17 protein-coding genes are annotated in these 16,491 nt (G+C 42.8%); 4 read left to right on the top strand and 13 right to left on the bottom strand.

Annotated elements, in window-relative coordinates:
* Positions 1-7: 7 nt before the first annotated feature.
* From parE to P855_RS0107015, 4 genes are all read right to left on the bottom strand, one after another.
* Positions 8-1,960 (bottom strand): DNA topoisomerase IV subunit B, encoded by a 1,953-nt coding sequence (parE, locus tag P855_RS0107030; protein WP_028782904.1) that lies wholly within the window; start codon positions 1,958-1,960, stop codon positions 8-10.
* Positions 1,961-2,148: 188 nt separating this feature from the next.
* Positions 2,149-2,562 carry a CoA-binding protein gene (locus P855_RS0107025; RefSeq protein WP_028782903.1) on the bottom strand — a complete coding sequence of 138 codons (414 nt, stop codon included), beginning with the start codon at positions 2,560-2,562 and terminating at the stop codon, positions 2,149-2,151.
* A gap of 14 nt (positions 2,563-2,576) precedes the next feature.
* A complete protein-coding gene (locus P855_RS0107020) occupies positions 2,577-4,097 on the bottom strand; it encodes an ABC transporter permease/substrate-binding protein (protein WP_028782902.1) in 1,521 nt (506 codons plus the stop codon).
* Positions 4,094-5,161 (bottom strand): ABC transporter ATP-binding protein, encoded by a 1,068-nt coding sequence (locus tag P855_RS0107015; RefSeq protein ID WP_028782901.1) that lies wholly within the window; start codon positions 5,159-5,161, stop codon positions 4,094-4,096. Before P855_RS0107015 ends, P855_RS0107020 begins: the two co-directional genes overlap by 4 nt.
* Before the next feature lie 505 nt (positions 5,162-5,666).
* Here P855_RS0107015 and plsY point away from each other — a divergent pair.
* On the top strand, positions 5,667-6,248 hold the full coding sequence (gene plsY, locus P855_RS0107010; protein ID WP_028782900.1) for a glycerol-3-phosphate 1-O-acyltransferase PlsY: 582 nt from the start codon (positions 5,667-5,669) through the stop codon (positions 6,246-6,248).
* A gap of 50 nt (positions 6,249-6,298) precedes the next feature.
* Here plsY and P855_RS0107005 read toward each other — a convergent pair whose 3' ends face one another.
* The gene (locus P855_RS0107005) at positions 6,299-6,493 is read right to left on the bottom strand and encodes a hypothetical protein (protein ID WP_028782899.1); all 195 of its coding nucleotides are present in this window, start codon (positions 6,491-6,493) and stop codon (positions 6,299-6,301) included.
* 290 nt (positions 6,494-6,783) lie between these two features.
* On the opposite strand from P855_RS0107005, the gene folE2 reads away from it, so the two are divergent.
* The 3 genes from folE2 to P855_RS0106990 all read left to right on the top strand — a co-directional run bounded on the left by folE2 (position 6,784) and on the right by P855_RS0106990 (position 8,322).
* On the top strand, positions 6,784-7,716 hold the full coding sequence (gene folE2, locus P855_RS0107000; protein WP_028782898.1) for a GTP cyclohydrolase FolE2: 933 nt from the start codon (positions 6,784-6,786) through the stop codon (positions 7,714-7,716).
* Positions 7,717-7,728: 12 nt separating this feature from the next.
* Positions 7,729-7,953 (top strand): membrane protein insertion efficiency factor YidD, encoded by a 225-nt coding sequence (gene yidD / locus P855_RS0106995; RefSeq protein ID WP_028782897.1) that lies wholly within the window; start codon positions 7,729-7,731, stop codon positions 7,951-7,953.
* Positions 7,954-8,034: 81 nt separating this feature from the next.
* A complete protein-coding gene (locus P855_RS0106990) occupies positions 8,035-8,322 on the top strand; it encodes a HesB/YadR/YfhF family protein (protein WP_028782896.1) in 288 nt (95 codons plus the stop codon).
* A 205-nt stretch (positions 8,323-8,527) separates the two neighbouring features.
* On the opposite strand, the gene P855_RS0106985 is transcribed toward P855_RS0106990, so the two are convergent.
* The 8 genes from P855_RS0106985 to acnA all read right to left on the bottom strand — a co-directional run bounded on the left by P855_RS0106985 (position 8,528) and on the right by acnA (position 16,358).
* Positions 8,528-8,830 (bottom strand): hypothetical protein, encoded by a 303-nt coding sequence (locus tag P855_RS0106985; protein WP_028782895.1) that lies wholly within the window; start codon positions 8,828-8,830, stop codon positions 8,528-8,530.
* 2 nt (positions 8,831-8,832) lie between these two features.
* Positions 8,833-9,252 carry an acyl-CoA thioesterase gene (locus P855_RS0106980; protein ID WP_028782894.1) on the bottom strand — a complete coding sequence of 140 codons (420 nt, stop codon included), beginning with the start codon at positions 9,250-9,252 and terminating at the stop codon, positions 8,833-8,835.
* 1 nt (position 9,253) lies between these two features.
* Positions 9,254-11,530, bottom strand: a complete 2,277-nt coding sequence (locus P855_RS0106975) for an AAA family ATPase (RefSeq protein ID WP_028782893.1) — start codon at positions 11,528-11,530, stop codon at positions 9,254-9,256.
* 111 nt (positions 11,531-11,641) lie between these two features.
* Positions 11,642-11,872, bottom strand: coding sequence for a small acid-soluble spore protein Tlp (tlp, locus tag P855_RS0106970; protein WP_028782892.1), 231 nt, complete (start codon positions 11,870-11,872; stop codon positions 11,642-11,644).
* An 11-nt stretch (positions 11,873-11,883) separates the two neighbouring features.
* Positions 11,884-12,030: an acid-soluble spore protein N gene (locus P855_RS21750; protein ID WP_062446020.1), complete on the bottom strand. Its 147-nt coding sequence runs from the start codon at positions 12,028-12,030 to the stop codon at positions 11,884-11,886.
* Between the two features lie 113 nt (positions 12,031-12,143).
* Positions 12,144-12,281, bottom strand: a complete 138-nt coding sequence (locus P855_RS21745; protein WP_084315637.1) for an FbpB family small basic protein — start codon at positions 12,279-12,281, stop codon at positions 12,144-12,146.
* Between the two features lie 52 nt (positions 12,282-12,333).
* The gene (locus P855_RS0106955) at positions 12,334-12,930 is read right to left on the bottom strand and encodes a redoxin domain-containing protein (protein WP_028782891.1); all 597 of its coding nucleotides are present in this window, start codon (positions 12,928-12,930) and stop codon (positions 12,334-12,336) included.
* Between the two features lie 719 nt (positions 12,931-13,649).
* The gene (gene acnA, locus P855_RS0106950; protein ID WP_028782890.1) at positions 13,650-16,358 is read right to left on the bottom strand and encodes an aconitate hydratase AcnA; all 2,709 of its coding nucleotides are present in this window, start codon (positions 16,356-16,358) and stop codon (positions 13,650-13,652) included.
* Positions 16,359-16,491 lie beyond the last annotated feature (133 nt).

The following is a 16,491-nucleotide window of genomic DNA, read 5'->3' as shown; positions in this document are numbered from 1 at the left end:
TCCTCCTCTAGTTCTGAATTTTATCGTTTTCAAGAATGTTCACTTCATCTTCCATACCGAAAGCGACGTGAGCTTCTATCCATTTCCTTCTCGGTTCGACTTTATCTCCCATCAACGTCGTCACACGTCTTTCCGCACGGGCAAGGTCATCGATGGTGACCCTGATCAGGGTTCTCGTTTGCGGGTCCATGGTTGTCTCCCAGAGCTGGTCTGCGTTCATTTCTCCAAGACCTTTATACCGCTGGATGATGTAGCCATTTTTAAATTTCTTGACTGCCGCTTCCATACCTTCTTCATCCCATGCGTATTCTATTTGTTCTTTTTTACCTTTTCCTTTAGATATTTTATAAAGCGGCGGTAAAGCAATGAATACTTTTCCTGCTTCTACGAGCGGTCGCATATACCGGTAAAAGAAAGTCAGCAGTAATACCTGGATATGGGCGCCATCGGTATCCGCATCGGTCATGATGACGATTTTATCATAATTGCAATCTTCTAAATCGAAATCTCCACCGACTCCCGCTCCGATTGTATGGATGATTGTTGAAATTTCTTCGTTTTTAAATATATCGGCAATTTTCGCTTTTTCTGTATTGATGACTTTACCCCGAAGTGGGAGGATCGCCTGAAATTTACGGTCCCGGCCCTGCTTGGCTGACCCGCCCGCTGAGTCCCCCTCTACCAGATAAAGTTCATTTTTCTTCGGGTTACGTGACTGAGCTGGTGTCAATTTCCCGCTTAACATCGTTTCTTTCCGTTTCTTTTTCTTTCCCGAACGCGCATCTTCCCGTGCTTTGCGTGCTGCTTCCCGCGCTTCTTTGGCACGAATCGCTTTTTTGATCAATAGACTTGCGATATCCGGGTTTTCCTCCAGGAAATACGATAGTTTGCTGGAAACGATGGCATCCACGGCTGACCTTGCTTCTGAAGTCCCTAACTTACTTTTCGTCTGCCCTTCGAATTGCAGAAGTTCTTCAGGGATGCGGGCAGAGACAATAGCAGTGAACCCTTCGCGAATATCATTGCCTTCTAAATTTTTATCTTTTTCTTTCAAAAGGTTTGTCTTACGGGCATGGTCATTGAAAATACGTGTAATGGCGGTTTTTGCTCCAGATTCATGGGTGCCGCCATCCTTGGTACGTACATTGTTGACAAAGGAAAGCATGCTTTCAGCGAAACCGTCATTGAACTGAAAGGCAAAATCAATTTCTATCCCGTTTTGTTCTCCTTCGAAAGCGACCACAGGGTGGAGTGTATCCTTTTCTTCGTTCAGGTAGCTGACAAAAGCTTTCAATCCTTCGTCATATTGATAACTTTCCTCCACGTCTTTCCGCTGGTCGACCAGCCTGATTTCTACCCCTTTTAATAAAAAGGCAGCTTCACGCAATCGTTCTGACAACGTTTCAAAGTTGTAGGTAGTCGTTGAGAAAACGGAAGGATCGGGTTTGAAAGTGATGATCGTTCCGCTTTTCCTTGTTTTCTTTTTCTTATCCAGTGAAGTAACCGGAACTCCGCCGTTTTCAAAACGCTGTACATATGTCTGCCCGTCACGGTGGATGGTCACTTCCAGCCATTCTGATAAAGCATTTACTACGGAAGCCCCGACACCGTGAAGTCCTCCGCTTGTCTTATATCCTCCCTGGCCGAACTTCCCCCCTGCGTGGAGGACAGTCAGTATTACTTCCGGAGTTGGCTTCCCCATTTTATGCATGCCCGTCGGCATACCTCTTCCTTCATCTTCAACTGAGACACTGCCATCTTTATGTAAGGTGACAGTAATCCGGTCACCAAATCCGGCAAGGGCTTCATCCACCGCATTATCTACAATTTCATAAACTAAGTGATGGAGGCCGCGATGGTCCGTACTGCCGATGTACATGCCCGGCCGCTTCCTCACCGCTTCCAACCCCTCTAACACCTGTATTGAATCATCTGAGTATTGCTGCGATTGTTTAACCAATATGACGACGTCTCCCTTCTTACTTGTCTATCTGTTATAATAATAGAACAAACGTTCGTAAGTGTAAACGGATATACTATCTGCTTGTTCTATTTTAGCCTTTTTGACGAAAGACGCAAGTAACGTTTTCCTTTGACAGTAAAAAATCCCTGTATAGACAGGGATTTTGAACGGTTTCAAGCTGTATTCTACATCAGTACAGCATGAGCGACTTTCAGACACATATCCATCATGACGGTAAAATCATGGTCTTTCAAGTAATGATAGGCTTCATCATCCATGACTCCCTGCTGTGCCCAAAAGATTTTCGCATCAGTCTGGACCGCTTCCTTTGCCAAAGCAGGCAAATGTTCGGAACGTCGGAAGACATTGACCATCTCAAATGGTTCTTCCACATCCAGCAGGGAAGCGTAGGCTTTTTCCCCTAATACGCTATCAACCATGGGATTGACAGGAATGATGCGATAGCCTGCATCCTGCATCTCTTTAGCAATCTGATAAGATGTACGAAACTCTTTATCGGAGAGACCTACAACTGCAATCGTTCTGGTATCCGTAAGGGCCTGCCTGATTGTTTCATTATCCGGGTGCTGGTAAGCCATGATGCTTTCCTCCTTTACAAGATTCCTTCCTTCTCTAAAAACTCGCGGGCTACTTCTTCAGGAGCCATATCTTTTTCTTCCACTTTATAATTCATTTCCCTCATTTGATCACCGGTAATCTTTCCACCCAGCTGGTTCAATATTTCTTTTAGTTCCGGATATTTATCGATCGTTTCCTGTCTTAATAACGGAGCTCCCTGATATGGAGGGAACAGGTTTTTATCATCTTCCAGTACCCGCAAGTTCATACCTGCGATATAGCTTGCGGTTGAATAGGCGTCGATGACATCCACCTCTCCTTTTTTCAATGCTCCCTGTCTTAATCCCGGGTCCATCGTTTTTACTTGTCCGAATTCCAGATTATAGAGTTTCTTAATACCCTGATAACCATCTTCCCGGTCTTTAAATTCCAGTGTGAATCCTGCGGTGATTTGCTCTGCAATCGGCTTTAAGTCACTGATGGCCTTTAAGTTATATTGTTTTGCAAATTCCTCCGTAGTTGCAAGGGCATAGGTGTTATTGAATTGCATCGGTTGGAGATACGCCATATTATATTCCTGCGCCAGCCCTTTGGCAGCTTTCTGATAGACGTCTTTTGAATCATTGCTCTCAGCCTGTTGTTCTAACAGGCTGACTAACGCTGTACCTGTATATTCAGGATAGATATCAATGCTTCCTTCCTGTAGTGCAGAAAAGACGACATCGGTTTTTCCTAAGTTCGGCACAAGTTCGACTTTCAGGTCGGTTTCTTCTTCGATCATCAATTTATACATATTGATCAGTATCGTAGGTTCTGCTCCCAGTTTTGCACCGATTTTGATATCCGGTTTGGCACCTCCCCCGAAGGCAAGTGGTCCGACAGCGATTAAAGCAGCAATCACTAATAGACTGACCAAAGAACGGAAACCTGATTTAGCTGATGTCCGTTCGAACAGGCGTAAAATCAAATCCAATAGGATAGCCAATAGAGCGGCAGGTATTGCACCTAACAAGATTAAGTTTAAATCTCCTCCACGGTCTAAGCCAAGCAGGATGATTTCTCCTAATCCCCCAGCCCCGATCAGTGCCGCAATCGTAGTAGTACCAACGATCAGTACCATTGAAGTACGAATACCGGCCATAATGACCGGCATAGCCAGAGGAAGTTCGACTCGTGATAAGCGGCGGAAAGAACTCATACCCATTCCAGTAGCAGCTTCTTTCAAAGCTGGGTCAACTTCTTTGATCCCGGTATACGTGTTTCGCAAAATAGGTAATAAACCATATGCTGTTAAAGCGATAATGGCAGGTGTCTGGCCTATTCCGAAAAAAGGGATTAAGAATGCCAGTACCGCAAGGCTTGGAATGGTTTGCAATATGGCAGTCAAGCCGATAATCGGTTCAGCAATCTTTTGGTTTCTTGTTAAAATCAGGCCTAAAGGCAAAGAAATTAACGTTGCTATTACCAGTGCGATAATAGATATCTGTAAATGCTCCCAGATGGTTGGCCATAAAACATCCTGACGCTGCTGAAAAACATTGATGAACCCGTTCATGATCGCACCACCCCGTTTTCTGTAGAAACTTTCTCTTTCAGGTGCAGCACGATGTCACGATAAGATAATGTGCCGATTAATTGTTGTCCTTTGACAACAGGTAAAAGCTCTTCTTCGTTCTCTTCAAAAATATCCGCAGCTTTTTTTAACGGCATGTCGTTCATGAGTATAGGCAGCTCGATTTTCTCGGCAAACTTGACAGCCCCGGCGTACTTGCCGGCATCATCTTGTATGATATATGTTTTATTTGACTCGAATTTCCGATTTTCAAAGTCTTTCTGTGAAATCACCCGGCTGCCCGTTTGGTCTGCAATGACATCGACGGCCGTCTGCCATGGAGATTTCCGATTTCCGATGAATTCTTTAACGAATTCATTTTTCGGATGAAGAACCAAATTCTGTGGTGTATCGAGCTGTACGATTTCCCCTTCTTTCATCAGGCATACTCGATCCCCAAGAGCTAAAGCTTCATCCATATCGTGGGTGACAAATACAATCGTTTTTTGTATTTTTTGCTGCAGCTCACGGATGTCCTGCTGTAATTTCTCTCTGCTGATCGGATCGAGTGCACTGAACGGCTCATCCATCAAAATGATATCAGGGTCAGCGGCAAGGGCGCGGATCACACCTACACGTTGCTGTTCTCCCCCTGATAGTTCATCCGGTTTGCGTTTGCGATAGGTGGCCGGATCCAGACCCACCATTTCCATCAGCTCATCAATTCGTGAAGAAATATCTCCCTTTTTCCACTTTTTCATTTCTGGAACGATAGCTATATTCTCTTCGATCGTCATATGCGGAAATAAAGCGATCTGCTGTAACACATAGCCGATATTCCAGCGAAGCTCATGTATGTTGAACTCCTTGATGTCTTTATTATGTATGAAGATAGCACCCTCTGTCGGGCTGATCAATCGGTTGACCATCTTCATCGTAGTCGTTTTACCGCACCCACTTGGCCCGACTACAGTTAACAATTCCCCTTCGCCTACGGAGAATGTCAAACCTTTCAATGCAGTCGTGCCATCGGGATAGGTTTTGGTCACTTCCTTAAACTCAATCATCCTTTTACCCCCATTTGACACATGTTGACATAGTTATACCCATTTATCCGCAGGAGAAAACATCCCTATTTAACCGAAGTCGATTTCAATCCTGATTTGGACCTTTAAGATTGTCGTCAATCACCTTTCCCACTTGATCCACTAAAATCAGTACATCCAGGTGAGTTTAATGAAAGAAAAGGAATTGATAGCTTCTTCCGGTGACGGCTAGCTGCTGCCTGTTCTATTTTTAATGATCCATATACAGCTGGTAATCGACCTTCCCGGATTCTATTTGTTTGTCTGCAGGCATAAGATATAATAAAAGAACCCTTATTATAAGCAGTATAATTGCACTTATGCAGATGAACTTTTCTTATAATTTAATAGCTGTATGTGTAACCCGCTTCTGGCATTCTATTGAATAAAGCTAGAAAGGAAAGCATTATTTTTTGAAAAGATAGTTCTTATGTAGCATCCGGCATGCTAAAATAAAAGTGTATCAGGCAAACAAAGGAGTTTTATAATGGAATACATCATTTTTTCTATCATCGCTTATCTTTTAGGTTCAATTCCTTCTGGTTTGCTAGTAGGAAAACTCGGCTATGGTATTGACATTCGTGAGCATGGAAGTGGCAATCTCGGCGGAACGAATACCTTCCGCGTCCTGGGGAAAAAAGCCGGATTGTTCGTCACTATTGCTGACATTCTCAAAGGGACGCTGGCAACTGTGCTTGCTGTTATTTTCACTCCGGATATCAACCCATTGATTATCGGTATAGCAGCCGTTATCGGGCACATGTACCCTGTATTTGCCGGATTTCGTGGCGGGAAAGCAGTCGCAACTTCGGGAGGAGTCATTCTCGGTGTCAATCCGCTCGTATTCGGTATCATGATCGCAACCTTTTTCGTGATGCTTTACTTAACGAAATATGTGTCATTATCCTCCATGATAACAGGTGTCGTGTCTATGGCAGTCAGCTTTTTCTTAGGGGACATGGGATTATTCATTGTCATTACCCTCCTTACCCTGTTTGTGATATACAGACATCGTGCAAACATCAAGCGCATCTTAAATAAAACTGAACCTAAAATAACCTGGATGTAAAAGAGAAGCAGCTTGCCTGAAAAAGGCTGAAGCTGCTTCTTTTATTATACTTAGTATCCGTATTCCCAATCTATTTCTTCTTCTTTAAATCCGACCAACGAAATCGCATTATGCCGGTCCTCTTTTTGAAAGTCTTCTGCAGGATAAGCATCTGAATTTAAGGTAGACTCAAAATTGCTTCGATCGACATCTTCTAAAACAATATATTTATTTTCATGGTCTAATAATACAGCTGTCCCTGTCACATCAACCACTCCTTTAATGTTTGTCTTAATTATAATATTAAGTTATACAGAAATATATATCTTTGTGAATCAATTCACAGATATGTCAGATTTTCATCAGTAATTATAGAAAAGTATTATAGATAGAATTAAATATGATATGATCGTAAACGTATTATTCCAACTAAACTGATCAACTCAATCACCTTATATCCCACATAGTTCTAAGCAAGTAGTTGTATAATAATTTTCACATCATGTATACTTTGAATTAAAGGAAACACCGCTATGGCCTGAAAGGAGTCAACGTTATGTCTCAAATTAATATCCGGAATAAAAAACTTCTACCTACGAAAAAGGAACGCCATAAATTATTTGGTTCCAGCGACCCTGGACCTAGAACGAAACCTGTTGAAAAAGAACAGATGGCTGATTTGCAGAATTCAAAACAGGACTTCCTGTTTAATATTGATACGGTCGGAATTTCTAATGTAAAACATCCTATACGTATCCCTAGTCAATTGACGCCGGAAATACAAACCACGATAGGGACGTTTACCTTTGGATCTTCCATTTCTCAGGATAGCAAAGGAACAAATATGAGCCGGTTTACTCAACAACTGGATGAATATCACCAGGAAGGTTTTGCCATCGATCTGACGACCCTGAAAAAATTCACTAAAGAATTGGCTGACCGTTTGAAGCAGAAGGATGCGAAAGTGGAAGTCACTTTTCCGTGGTTCTTTGAACGAAGGGGTCCTGCTTCTGACCTGGCAGGGATGAATCACGCCGATGCTTTTATGAAAGTAAGCTATCATCAGGAAACCGGCCATGATATTGAAGTAGGATTAACAGCAACCATTACTACCCTTTGCCCTTGTTCCAAAGAAATCAGTGAATATAGCGCCCATAATCAACGTGGAAATGTATCCATGGCAGTAAAGCTGAAAGAAGACTTCAACGAACAGGAAATCGATTGGAAAGCAGCTTTATTAGAAGCGGCAGAGAGTAATGCCAGTGCAAGAATACACCCCGTGCTGAAGCGGCCTGATGAAAAGATGGTAACAGAGCAGGCCTACGAAAATCCTCGCTTTGTAGAGGATATCGTCCGCCTTGTCGCCGCGGACCTGTATGAATATGACTTTGTAGAGAACTTTAAAGTTTCGTGCCGGAATGAAGAATCGATTCACCTTCATGATGCCATCGCGAGCCTTTCTTATGATAAAAATGATGAAGGCAATTAGGGCGGGAGGAAAATGAAATATATTTTCATTGGTGTGATCCGTTTCTACCAAAAAGTAATCAGTCCCATCAAGCCTCCGACGTGCCGTTTCTACCCTACCTGTTCACAATATGGTTTGGAAGCTTTTCAACGGTTCGGTTTCTTCAAAGGACTGTATTTGACAGTGGTCAGGATTGCCAAATGTCAGCCATTTCATCCCGGAGGATTCGACCCTGTACCAGATAAACAGGAAAAATAAGGAAGCGTATTCCGTCTTTCCTTATTTTTGTACAATGTCTCACCAGAGTCGGAGAAAATTTACAGGATAGGGGTTGAATTTATGAATATTGAAGTAACAGAAGAAGCAGCAAAATGGTATCAAGATGAACTCGATATTGAAAAAGATGCAGCACTACGCTTTTTAGTGCGTTACGGTGGTTCAGGTGGTCTGCAGCCAGGGTTCTCTTTAGCTATTCAACTGGAGGAACCTGCTGAACCGCATACCTCCACAGAAGTTAATGGAATTACCTTCTTTGTCGAAGAGTCAGACGCATGGTATTTTGATGATAAATCATTGAAGGTAGATTACAATTCTACCTGGGAAGAACCTGAATTCCATTATGTCTGAATGCAAGATTATTTTCAGCCTTGTTGCCAGTCTCCCATTAAAAAAGCATTAAATTGCCCTGCAATTTAATGCTTTTTTTCATGTATTCTTCCGTTATTTAATTAATACTTGAAACAGGAAGGAATCTACTGTCTCCTAAATAGACTTGCCTGCTCTCCGTTGGTCCAATACACGAAGAGTGCAGGAACGAATTTATAATACCCGTTTACTCGATGTTGAATCGTTTTAATTGTGCCCAAATACCTTCTGCTTTAAGAATTCTTGCCTGGACATCACCAAACAAATCATAATGAGGGAATCGTTCGTCCTGATGTATCCATTGTGGTTTCAATCCATATTGGAAGCCCCATTGTTCAAGCTTCCCAAGGTCACTGCAACCTACTTTGGTCACCGTGTCACAGCCTGGAAAACGATCATCCAGCCAAAAGTGAGTGAGAAAAGCAATTTCTCCTTTGCTCACCTTTTCCTTCCATTGCCTTACTTCATTTCGATTCACACCGAATGCCATATTCAGCGCTCCAATGCATCCATGTAGGCTTCATGCCATTCCGGGAATGAACGGCGAATCGATACAGGCCGAAAGCTTCCTTCTTTAACTATAACGTGTTTTGTTGTACCAGCTACAGCAAGGTCCTGCTGCTCGTTGAAAATTTTGTAACCGTACGTAATACGCAGACCATCGTACTCCTCCAGCCAGGTTTCAACATAAGCAGATTCCCCATACCTTATCGGTTTTTTAAATTGTATATTGGCATCCACAACGGGGGAAACAACGCCTTGTTTTTCTATCTGATGATATTTGAAACCCAGTGCTTCAATAAAATCTGTTCGTCCAAGTTCGAACCAAACCAGATAATTAGCATGATAAACGACCCCCATCTGGTCTGTTTCCTGGTATCTTACACGGATCGGTGTTTCTGTCTTCTTCATATCAAAATTCCCCCTTAACTGTGTTCCACGCCTGCTCAAAGTCGTTTTTAACTAAAAGATCCATGGAAGATTTGTTATTGTCTTCAATCCGCAGTGCCTGGAACTGAATTGCTTCGTTGATCAGATTATTAACAAACCGGCCATTGCCTTTCACTTCTTCTTCTTGAAAACGTGTAAACAGGAACGCTTCCGCTTCCCTGTCTAAATGATACTGGTAGGAAGATGACTGATACTTGGTCATCGCTAACAGTTCTTCCGGATTATAATCCGGGAAGTGGAAATATTTCTTAAATCTTGTAGTAAGTCCTGGATTACTGTTCACTAATTGTCTCATTTCATTTTGATACCCTGCTAAGATGACCACTAAATTTTCATGATGGCGTGTCATTTCATCAACAAGTGTTTCGATTGCTTCTTTTCCAAAGTCATCCCGGCCGCCGTTATATAGAGAGTAAGCTTCATCAATGAACAGGACACCACCCAGTGCTTCGCGAATCTTCTTCTTAGTCTTCATAGCAGTCTGCCCTACATAACCGGCAACAAGGTCACTTCGTGAGATAACTATCATATGACCGCGTTTTAACAAACCACATTGTTTTAATATATTCGCGTAAATAGCAGCGACTGTCGTCTTCCCCGTTCCAGGATTTCCTGTAAAAACAGAATGCAATTGAATAGGTACGTGAGGCAGGTCTTGATCTTTTCTCTCTTGCTGGATCTTCACAAAAGCAGAGAGCTTTTTCACTTCATCTTTTATGTTCCCTAAACCAATCAATTCCTCCAGCTGTTGGAGAGGTTCTTCTCTATCCGTTTTTTCGTCATCTTCAAGCTGTACATCTTCTTTGGTAAGGCGCATATGGTCAATCCATTCGTGATGGTCTTCCTCTGATAAGTAGGCACTCTTATTAAAAATAATTTTCAATACAAGATTTTTGACGGTTCGAGCATTTCCAAAAGAATCATCGACCCGGTGTCGATCGATAAGAGTTTCTAGTTGTTTTAAACCACTCACGGTAAAAAAGTAGTCGTTTTCAATCGCGCTGATTTCCGCTATTTCGAGAAGTTCGCACATCTGGTAGTCAGGAAGCTCGATATGGTTTTGTTCTGGAAAACGGCTCCTGAGACCAGGATTTGACCATAAAAACTGTCTCATTTCTTCCGGGTAACCTGCCAGGATCACAGCGAACTTTCCACCATATTCTTTACTGGTCATCGCAGACACCAACGTATCAATGACAGCCTGGCCATAATCGTTGCCTGTCTGCCCTTCTCTGCTTAAGCTGTATGCCTCATCGATGAATAAAACACCGCCGATTGCTTGCTTTACATAATTCATGGTGTTTTCTTCACTTTGGCCGATATAGGCCCCTACGAGGTGAGAACGATTGACTTCTACTACTTCTTTGGTATCCAGAATACCTAGTTCATAATAAATATTTGCCAATAATCTGGCCAGGGTGGTTTTTCCCGTTCCCGGGTTGCCTGTCATAATCATATGAAGACCAGGCTCGTCCACCATGCTGAAGCCCAGGTTTTTCCTTTGTTGCTGATATTTCAAATAATGATAATACCGGTGAATATAACTCTTTACATCTTTTAATCCAATCATACTATCCAATTCAACTAACGCATTCTGTTGTTCATCACCTGTCAGAAATACCGGTAGACGCTTGTAAAGCTCATCTCGATAATCATTGATGATCCTGGTTTTTTCATTGATCGCACTTACCGGCAGGCGAATCCTTCTATTCTCGATCGTTTCAATCGCTTCTTCAAGAATCGTTTTCAATTCTGTGAGATGATGATAGCTTTCCTGATATAGTTTTAAACGACCACTGGCCGCATCGACAATGTCTTTCTCCACCAGCTCAGAATCCCAGGCCTCTAAAAGCTGGCTGACTTGTTCATGGATATTATTCGCTTTTTTCGTTTTTGCAGTCTGGTGGTCGGTTTCATGCAACGTCCACTCTTCGAAACGAACTCTGCTAAGTTGATGGTAAACCTTAATCACTTTCTTTGCTTCGCTCAATTGGGTTAATAACGGATGGTGATGTTTCATCGCTTTTGCCTGATCGATGAAATAGTCAGCCAGCCGATCCTCGTGCGGACGTCGTCTGATCCGATGATACGCTAAGACCACGTAAAGGAGGGCTTTAAAATCTTTTTCACTTCCTCCTTCATCATCCATCAGTTTTAAAGCTGCCGTTTCTGATATTGGAGGTTGTTCATCTATTGTGTTCCAGTGCTGCAAATTGGATTTAATCAATGCTGTATCCATAACACCCCTCCTTTTGATTCATTGGTTTATTTTATCATAACTGGACGACTATGTAGACGATCGTGCACTTAACACAAAACGCCCTTTCCGGATGGAAAGGACGTTACTATTTTACTGCTTACTATTACGTGCTTCATCTTTGATTTCGCTGCGCATTGCATTGATGGACTCTTCCCGGCGTTTGTTCTTTGCTTCGATTGCCTGTTTTTCTTGTTCATTTGCCATCGGATAAGCATCATGAGAATCTTCGATATTTTCAATGGTATCCTGCACCATATGCTGTAATTTTTCTAAATTATCACTACGGTCATCTGGATTCGGATGACGATGTTGATGAGACATAAGAATTCCTCCTATTTCTTTCCTTTTGTCTGGATAACTTTAGGTTCTTTATCTGTTTTAACTTCCATTTTCTTACCATTATTAACTTCAGACTCCCGCGGCTGTGTGCCTAAGTGGCTTGGTGTGAAAGCTTGAGCGTGTTTTTTCGGATTGCTCATCACTAGAACCTCCTTCTATCTGTCACGAATAATATTTGCATTCGATCATGCTTTTATGCTGAAAAATAAAAAAAGCAAATCCGATCCTTTTGGATGATTTGCTTTTTTCTTCCTTAGGAAGAACGTAATTTTTGGTTATGTCGTTCATCAATCTTTGTTTCAATTTTCGTAATCAGTTCGTGATCAGATAAAATTTGTTTCCGGTTTTCTTTGACGAGGTCCTGAAAATTAGGTTTACGCCTTTTAGCCATGGGAATCTCTCCTTTTATTAGCAAGGATTCCCTATTGTGAAAATAATATACCTTATTCTAATTTTTCTTTCATCTTTACCATGAAGTCATAGCTCATTGGACCAACCTGCCGTGGTTGCTGGACGACGCCATCCGTTCCTATGAAATAAGTAGTCGGAATGGTTATCGCCTGATAGTCCGAACTGACCTTGTTCTCTTTATCAAGTGGAACCTGGAAAGTATAGCCTTCTTGTTCCAGGTATTTTCTTACATCCTCTGTGCTCGTCTCTGTTGTAGTGGCATTCACCGCAACGATTTCGACTTCATCTCCAAATTTTTCATGAAATTTTTGCATTTCAGGCATTTCTTTTTTACAAGGAGGACACCAAGTGGCCCAAAAATTAAGAAAAACTTTTTTTCCTTGTAAATCAGACAAACGGAGTGTGTCGCCTTCTACGGTTTCCAATTTAAAGTCCGGAGCATGCTCACCCTCTTGTATACCTTTTGGAGTGTTGGGAGGCATTATTCCAGTGCCTTCCTGACTTGTATCTCCTGATACATTATATTCATTTGGCCCGCTTGTTTCTTCATTTGCGTTATCCGTAAAACTGTAGATGGCATAACCGACCAAACCTAATACCAGGATACTTATTCCCAAGCGCTTAACCATGGTGTTCACTTCCTTTATGAATATAACCTTGCTTCCATAATGATGATAAGATTGCAGGCTGCAAAAGTAAAGAAGATTGTTTACGCTTTAAATAATTGTCACTTTCGTTTTCGTAATGGCCCGTTAACTCTCATTGTTACACTTAAGCTCCCTTTTATGGAAGACTCAGTTTCGAGATAGTGGGTCCGTTACCATGAAAGGATGGGATGGTACGGGAAACAACTCGCTTTCCTGCGGGGGACCTGGCAAGCTTCCTCGGGCTAAAGCCCTGCGGGATCTCGCCTAGCCCCTTCTCCCGCGGGAGTCTCGCCGTTTCCCTTCCCATCCAGACAGATTCGTAACAAACGGACCCTAAAAAAAGAGAAAGAATGCATACTAAATCCTTCATGTTGTCGCATTTTTAAAGAATATAGAGGTCCCAAAATCTTCTTTATTATTATTGCTGATTTTCCATAAGGGTGATTTCGAGAGTTTCCTATGGCAAAGGGCGTAGGGAAACGGTGAGACTCCTGTGGGAGCTGAGTGATAGATGAGGCCCCGCAAGGCGGAGCCTGAGGAGACTCAGCACACGCCCACGGAAAGCGAATCGTTTCCCGAAGCCCCTCAACTCCAACAATATCTCGAAATCAAGTCTTCGACTTTTCGTTGAAAAATAAATAATGTTTAACAGAGAGTTGCAATAAAAATCCGCATAGCCAATGGGCTATGCGGATTTTTAATTACTTCAACTTATTGCGGAGTACCATTTGCAGGATACCACCATGGCGGTAGTAATCGATTTCCACTTCACTATCAAAGCGTGCGACAACCTGGAATTCTTTTTTGTTGCCTTCTTCGTCAACTGCAGTCACATCTAGAAGATCATGAGGCTTGACGTTTTCTCCAACTTCGACGTTGAATGTCTCACGGCCGGTTAAACCTAGAGAATCAATTGTGTCGCCATCCTGGAATTGTAATGGCAGTACACCCATCATCACAAGGTTGGAACGATGGATCCGTTCAAAGCTTTCTGCAATGACTGTTTTGATGCCAAGAAGGTCAGTACCTTTGGCAGCCCAGTCACGAGAGCTTCCCATACCATAGTCTTTACCAGCAATGACAAGTAACCCTGTATCATCCTGCTGATATTTCATAGCAGCAGTATAGATCGGCATAACTTCTTCTGTTGGCCAGTAAGTAGTATAGCCGCCTTCTGTACCTGGAGCCAGTTCGTTTCGGATACGGATGTTGGCAAACGTACCACGCATCATGACTTCATGGTTACCACGACGGGAACCATATGAGTTGAAGTTACGTGGTGAAACGCCTTTTTCCTGTAAGTATTCACCGGCAGGCATATCTTTCGGGATCGCACCAGCTGGTGAAATATGGTCAGTCGTTACAGAATCACCGAATTTACCGATAGCTCTGAGATTATTCAATGGCTTAACTGTATCCGGTTCTGCAGACAGTCCTTCGAAGAATGGAGGGTTCTGGATGTAAGTAGACTCACTGTCCCAATCGTACAATGGCTCATCGGTTGTATCGATTTCATTCCATTTTTCGTTGGAGTTAAATACATTTTCGTATTCTTTGCGGAAGATTTCTGGAGTTACAGCACGTGCAACTTCTTTTTTGACTTCTTCCTGGGATGGCCAGATGTCCTGGAAGAATACATCGTTGCCATCCTTATCTTTTCCGATCGGTTCGTTTTTCAGATCGATATCCACAGTACCAGCTAACGCATAAGCGACGACCAATGGTGGTGAAGCAAGATAGTTCGCTTTTACAAGCGGGTGGATACGTCCTTCGAAGTTACGGTTACCGGATAGTACGGAAGAGACAGTCAAGTCGCTGCTTGCAATCGCTTCTTCGATTTCCGGCTTCAATGGACCGGAGTTACCGATACATGTAGTACAACCGTAACCGACCAGGTTGAAACCTAGCTGGTTCAAGTATTCCATCAGGTTTGAATCTTCCAGGTAGCGTGTAACCACTTTAGAACCTGGTGCAAGGGAAGTTTTGACATACTCAGGAACTTCCAAGCCTTTTTCGACCGCTTTTTTAGCTACCAATCCTGCTCCCAGCATGACGTGCGGATTGGAGGTATTGGTACAGGAAGTGATCGCTGCGATAGCCAGCGCACCTGTCTTCATTGTGGTAGTCTTTCCGTTATCCAGGTCGAAAGTAACTTCTTTTTCGATCTCGTCTTTATCTAAGCCGAAGCCTTGAGGGCCAGTCGGAGCTGTCAACGCCTGGTTAAAGGATTCCTTCATTTTAGAAAGTGGAATCAAGTCCTGCGGACGCTTAGGACCAGACAAGTTCGGTTCCAGCTCGGAAAGATCGATTTCAACAAGCTCTGTAAATTCCGGATCTGGAAGTTCTGGAGAATACCATAGATCATTCTCTTTGCAGTATTTTTCTACAAGTTCGATCTGCTCTTCACTGCGTCCTGTCAGGCGCAGGTAATCAAGGGATTCCCCATCTACCGGGAAGAAACCGCAAGTTGCACCATATTCAGGAGCCATGTTAGAAATGGTTGCACGGTCTGCAAGCGGCATTTCCTGAAGACCAGGGCCGAAGAATTCAACAAACTTACCGACAACTTTCTTTTCACGTAACACTTGGGTTACTTTCAAAGCTAAGTCAGTAGCAGTCGTTCCATTCGGGAAGCTTCCTTTCAGCTTGACACCTACAACTTCAGGTGCAGGGAAGTAAGAAGGCTGACCAAGCATTCCTGCTTCCGCTTCGATACCGCCGACACCCCAGCCAAGGATACCTAGACCATTGATCATGGTTGTATGGGAGTCAGTACCGACAAGTGTATCAGGATAAGTATCAGTTTCGCCGTCTTCATTCTCAACAGCGTGTACAACATTAGCCAGGTATTCGAGGTTTACCTGGTGGACGATACCAGTCGCTGGTGGAACCGCACGGTAGTTATCAAAGGCTTTTTGAGCCCAATGAAGGAACTCATAGCGCTCTGCATTCCGTTCAAATTCCAGCTCCATATTTACTTGTAATGCTTTTTCTGTACCATAAGCATCCACCTGGACAGAGTGGTCGATTACAAGGTCGACAGGAACTTCAGGATTGATTTTTTCCGGGCTTCCTCCCATATCAACCATTGCTTTTCGTAATGAAGCAAGGTCAACCACAGCAGGTACCCCTGTAAAGTCCTGCAGGATTACACGAGACGGTTTGAAAGGTACGTCTTCCCCTTTTGCATCTTTCGTACCCCATTTTGCAAGGCTTTCCACATGCTCATCTTTGATGACACGGCCATCATGTTGACGAAGCAATGATTCCAGCAAGATACGGATGGAGAAAGGCAACCGTGAAACTTTGCCTAATCCAGCATCTTCTAATGCTTTCAGTTGGTAGTAGTTGTAGGACTTACCATTGAGTTCAAATTGTTTTTTTGCATTGTAAGCATTATTGTTTGCCAATTTTCCTCTTACCCCCTCAGATGGAATTGAATAGTGCTCAATCAATGGATTACACTATTCGATAAATTCGATTTGTTACTTTTTTCAGAAAAAGTTCACAAATATGCATCTATCATTGTAAATGAAAACGATT

The sequence above is a fragment of the Thalassobacillus devorans MSP14 genome (assembly GCF_000496835.1).
GTDB classification, from domain to species: Bacteria; Bacillota; Bacilli; order Bacillales; family Halobacillaceae; genus Thalassobacillus; species Thalassobacillus devorans_B.
The sequence above is the reverse complement of the archived record's forward strand: the minus strand, read 5'-3'. Positions and strand labels throughout refer to the sequence as shown.

Bases quoted from the DNA above. Each gene is read 5' to 3' on its own strand.
- P855_RS0107025 (WP_028782903.1), bottom strand. From the start codon at position 2,562: ATGGCTTACCAGCACCCGGATAATGAAACAATCAGGCAGGCCCTTACG.
- P855_RS0107020 (WP_028782902.1), bottom strand. From the start codon at position 4,097: ATGAACGGGTTCATCAATGTTTTTCAGCAGCGTCAGGATGTTTTATGG.
- P855_RS0107015 (WP_028782901.1), bottom strand. From the start codon at position 5,161: ATGATTGAGTTTAAGGAAGTGACCAAAACCTATCCCGATGGCACGACT.
- plsY (WP_028782900.1), top strand. From the start codon at position 5,667: ATGGAATACATCATTTTTTCTATCATCGCTTATCTTTTAGGTTCAATT.
- folE2 (WP_028782898.1), top strand. From the start codon at position 6,784: ATGTCTCAAATTAATATCCGGAATAAAAAACTTCTACCTACGAAAAAG.
- yidD (WP_028782897.1), top strand. From the start codon at position 7,729: ATGAAATATATTTTCATTGGTGTGATCCGTTTCTACCAAAAAGTAATC.
- P855_RS0106990 (WP_028782896.1), top strand. From the start codon at position 8,035: ATGAATATTGAAGTAACAGAAGAAGCAGCAAAATGGTATCAAGATGAA.
- P855_RS0106985 (WP_028782895.1), bottom strand. From the start codon at position 8,830: ATGGCATTCGGTGTGAATCGAAATGAAGTAAGGCAATGGAAGGAAAAG.
- P855_RS0106980 (WP_028782894.1), bottom strand. From the start codon at position 9,252: ATGAAGAAGACAGAAACACCGATCCGTGTAAGATACCAGGAAACAGAC.
- P855_RS0106975 (WP_028782893.1), bottom strand. From the start codon at position 11,530: ATGGATACAGCATTGATTAAATCCAATTTGCAGCACTGGAACACAATA.
- tlp (WP_028782892.1), bottom strand. From the start codon at position 11,872: ATGTCTCATCAACATCGTCATCCGAATCCAGATGACCGTAGTGATAAT.
- P855_RS21750 (WP_062446020.1), bottom strand. From the start codon at position 12,030: ATGAGCAATCCGAAAAAACACGCTCAAGCTTTCACACCAAGCCACTTA.
- P855_RS21745 (WP_084315637.1), bottom strand. From the start codon at position 12,281: ATGGCTAAAAGGCGTAAACCTAATTTTCAGGACCTCGTCAAAGAAAAC.
- P855_RS0106955 (WP_028782891.1), bottom strand. From the start codon at position 12,930: ATGGTTAAGCGCTTGGGAATAAGTATCCTGGTATTAGGTTTGGTCGGT.